The following is a 4,013-nucleotide window of genomic DNA, read 5'->3' as shown; positions in this document are numbered from 1 at the left end:
CTGCGACGTCGCCGACCGCGAGGCACTGGAGTCGGTGCTCGCCACGGTCCAGCGTCTGGACGGCGTCTTCCACGCCGCCGGCGTCCTCGACGACGGGCTGATCGGGACCCTGACCCCGGAGCAGGTCCGTTCCGTGGTGCGGGCGAAGGCACTCGGCGCGTGGAACCTGCACGAGCTGACGAGCCGGACGGACGTCTCACGCTTCGTCCTGTTCTCCTCCGTGGCCGGCGTCTGGGGCAACCCCGGACAGGGCAACTACGCCGCCGCCAACACCTTCCTCGACGCCCTCGCCGAGTACCGGCACGGACTGGGCCTCGCCGCGATCTCGCTGGACTGGGGCCCCTGGGCACGCGCCGACGGCATGGCCGGCACGCTGGAGCAGGGGGACCGGGACCGGATGGCACGCGCCGGGCTCGCGCTGATCTCCGATGCCGAGGGCCTGGCCCTGCTCGACGCCGCCCCCGGCACCGGCCGTCCGGCACTGGTCGCCGCCCGCCTGAACAACGGCACCCTGACCCACGACAACCCCCACCTGCCCGCCGTACTGGCCCACCGGGCCGGCCCGAGCACCGCGACGGCCGCACCGGCGGACGGCGACCTCGCCGCGCGGCTGGCCGGGCTCAGCCCGGAGCAGCGGTTGGAGACGCTCTCCGAGCTGATCAAGACGCAGGCCGCACTCGTCCTGGGCGTGGGCGGGCCGGACCGCCTCCAGACGACCCGCTCCTTCCGCGAACTCGGCTTCACCTCGCTGATGGGGCTGGAACTGCGCAACGCGCTCAGCCGCGTCACCGGAGTGCACCTGTCCGCCGGGCTGGCCTTCGACTACCCGACCCCCCAGGCGCTGGCCGAGTACCTGCTCGAACGTACGGCAGACACGGCCGACCCCGACCAACTGGTCCTCGAGGAAATCGACCGCCTCGAATCGGTGCTCGCCACAGCGGCCGACAGCCGGCGCCGCACGGCGATCCTGACCCGCCTCGAAGGACTCGTCCACGACTTCCGCAGCGGACGCTCGGACAACGCCGAGGATCTGCGCGAGATCGGCGAGGCGACCGACGACGAGATCTTTGACCTCATCGACAAGGAACTGGAGCTGTAACCCCGGGACACTCTGGACACGACGAGACGGCGGCCTCCGAGAAAGAGGCCGCCGTCTCGTCATATACGGGCTAGCTAGAAAGACCGCTTCAGCAACTGGTTGATCTCCAGCGCGTGGGCGCTGAGGAAGAAGTGGCCGCCCGCGAAGACCCGGAGGTCGAACGCGCCGGTCGTGTGGCCGTCCCACGCCTTCGCCTCGTCCACGGTGGTCTTCGGGTCGTCGTCGCCGGTCAGGACCGTGACGGGGCAGGTCACGGACGCGTCCGGCTCGCACCGGTAGGTCTCGACCGCCTTGTAGTCGGCGCGTAGAGAGGGCAGCGCGGCGCGCATCATCTCGTCGTCGCCCAGCAGAGCGGACGCGGTGCCGCTCAGGGCGCGCACCTCGGCCATGATCTCGTCGTCGCTGCGGTGGGCGCGCTCGTCCCGGTAAGTCGCGGGCCCACGCCTGCCGGACACGAACAGGTGGGCCGGGCGGTGGCCGTCGGCTTCGAGGCGGCGGGCCACCTCGAAGGCGAGCAGCGCGCCCATGCTGTGCCCGAACAGGGCCAGCGGACGCTGCGGCGCCGGGGCGAGCAGCGCGTGGATACGGTCGGCCAGCGCGCCCAGGTCGTCGATCAGCGGCTCCGTGCGCCGGTCCTGGCGGCCCGGGTACTGGACGGCGACCACATCGACGTCAGGGGCGAGGGCGCGGGCGACGGGGAGGAAGAACGAGGCCGACCCGCCCGCGTGCGGAAGGCACAGCAGCGTGCCGACGGGGTTCTCGGTCGGCTGGTAGCGGCGGAGCCACTGCGCTTCTTCGGAGGGGGATGCGGACATGCTGGCTCCTCTGGATCGGATGAGGGGACAGCGCAAATTTAACCGCCCCGCGCCCGAATTCCGACCGGCATCATCTTCGTTTGTTGTTCTAAATCGCGAGTCAATTCCGAGTAACGTTTCGGCCCCTGCCCCGGACGCCCTCCCAGACGCTGTTCGACTGCCGTGCAACCGCGTCTGAACACCCGTGAGGTGTTCAAGTGAGACGTTGCAGCCCTCCTCGACGGGCGGATAGCTTCCCGAAAGTCGGCTCGATATAGCGGCGGAAAAAAACACGGGCGATTCCCCACAGGGTCAGGGATGGTGCGGTAGTAGATGGCGAGCGAAGACAAACTCCGCGACTATCTCAAGCTCGTGACGGCCAACCTGCGTCAGGTTCGCCGCCGGCTTGCGGAAGTCGAGGAGCGCAGCCGGGAACCGATCGCGATCGTCGGCCTGGGCTGCCGTTTCCCCGGTGGGGCGAACAGCCCTGAGCGGCTCTGGGAGCTGCTGGCCGACGGCACGGACACGATCGGCGCGTTCCCCCAGAACCGCGGGTGGGATCTGGAGAACCTCTACGACCCCGACCCGGACCACCCCGGCACCTCCTACGCGCGGCACGGCGGATTCGTCCACGACGTCGCCGATTTCGACGCCTCCTTCTTCGGCATCAGCCCCCGCGAGGCGCTGATGATGGACCCGCAGCAACGTCTGCTGCTGGAGACCTCCTGGGAGGCGCTGGAGCGCGCGGGCATCGACCCCGCCGACCTGCGCGGCAGCCAGACCGGCGTCTTCACCGGCGCCTACACCTCCGGCTACGGCACCGGAGCCTCGATCGAGTCCAGCGGTTCGGAAGGCCACCTGCTCACCGGCATCGCGACCAGCGTGCTGTCCGGCCGCGTCGCCTTCGGCTTCGGCCTTGAGGGCCCGGCCGTGACCGTGGACACCGCCTGCTCGTCGTCCCTCGTCGCCCTGCACCTCGCCGTGCAGTCGCTGCGCTCCGGCGAGTGCTCGCTCGCGCTCGTCTCCGGCGTCACCATCGCCGCCACCCCCGCCGTCTTCGTCGGCTTCTCCCGCCAGCGCGGCATGTCCTTCGACGGCCGCTGCCGGTCGTTCAGCGCCGACGCCGAGGGCTCCGGCTGGGGCGAGGGCGTCGGCGTCCTCGTCGTGGAACGTCTCTCGGACGCTCGCCGCAACGGCCACAAGGTCCTCGCGGTGGTACGCGGCAGCGCGGTCAACCAGGACGGCGCCTCCAACGGCCTGACGGCCCCCAACGGCCCGGCGCAGCAGCGCGTCATCCGCGCCGCCCTCGCCAACGCCGCTGTCTCCTCCGCCGACGTGGACGTCGTCGAGGCGCACGGTTCCGCCACGAAGCTCGGCGACCCGATCGAGGCCGACGCGCTGATCGAGACCTACGGCCAGGAACGCCCCGAGGACCGTCCGCTGTGGCTCGGTTCGGTGAAGTCCGTGATCGGCCACACCCAGGCCGCCGCCGGCGCTGCCGGTCTGATCAAGATGGTCCTCGCGCTCCAGCACGAGGAGATGCCTCGGACACTGCACGTCGAGGAGCCGACCCCGCACGTCGACTGGTCGGCGGGCGAGGTGCGGCTGCTGGCCGAGGCGCGGCCATGGCCGACCGGGGAGCGGGTGCGCCGGGCCGGTGTGTCGGCGTTCGGGATGAGCGGCACGAACGTGCACGTGATCCTGGAGGAGGCGCCTACCGGGGACGAGGCCGACGAGGCCGTCGAGGAGACCGGGGACGACGAGCCGGCGGTGAGTGCTCCCGCCGTGGTCGAGCCCGGCAGCGTGTCGGCCTGGCTGGTGTCGGGCCGCAGCGCCGAGGCGCTGACGGCACAGGCCGAGCGGCTGGCCGCCTGGGCGGCGGCCCGGCCCGAGCTGGAGCCGGCCGACGTGGCGTGGTCCCTGGCCGCGTCGCGGTCGGTGTTCGAGCACCGCGCGGTGGTGATCGGCGGTGGCCGTGAGGAACTGACGGCCGGTCTGGAGAGCCTGGTCACCGGGACGCGGAGCGGTTCTGTGGTGTCGGGGGTGGCGCGTTCTGGTGGGCGGACGGTGTTCGTGTTCGCGGGTCAGGGTGCGCAGTGGGTGGGGATGGGTCGTGAGCT

General features: G+C 71.4%; 3 protein-coding genes. 2 read left to right on the top strand and 1 reads right to left on the bottom strand.

Translation table 11 applies throughout. The features are described from left to right. Positions 1 to 1,099 (top strand): beta-ketoacyl reductase (locus ACWCV3_RS28495; protein ID WP_451230108.1); only part of this gene is annotated, 1,099 nt, incomplete at its 5' end. Positions 1,100 to 1,173: 74 nt separating this feature from the next. Here the strand turns inward: ACWCV3_RS28495 and ACWCV3_RS28490 are convergent. Next, positions 1,174 to 1,914, bottom strand: coding sequence for a thioesterase II family protein (locus tag ACWCV3_RS28490; RefSeq protein WP_451230105.1), 741 nt, complete (start codon positions 1,912 to 1,914; stop codon positions 1,174 to 1,176). A 312-nt stretch (positions 1,915 to 2,226) separates the two neighbouring features. Here ACWCV3_RS28490 and ACWCV3_RS28485 point away from each other — a divergent pair. Next, a partial coding sequence (locus tag ACWCV3_RS28485; RefSeq protein ID WP_451230102.1) for a type I polyketide synthase occupies positions 2,227 to 4,013 on the top strand: 1,787 nt, incomplete at its 3' end.

The organism is Streptomyces sp. NPDC001781 (assembly GCF_053596035.1).
This window is presented reverse-complemented; position numbering and strand designations above follow the sequence as displayed.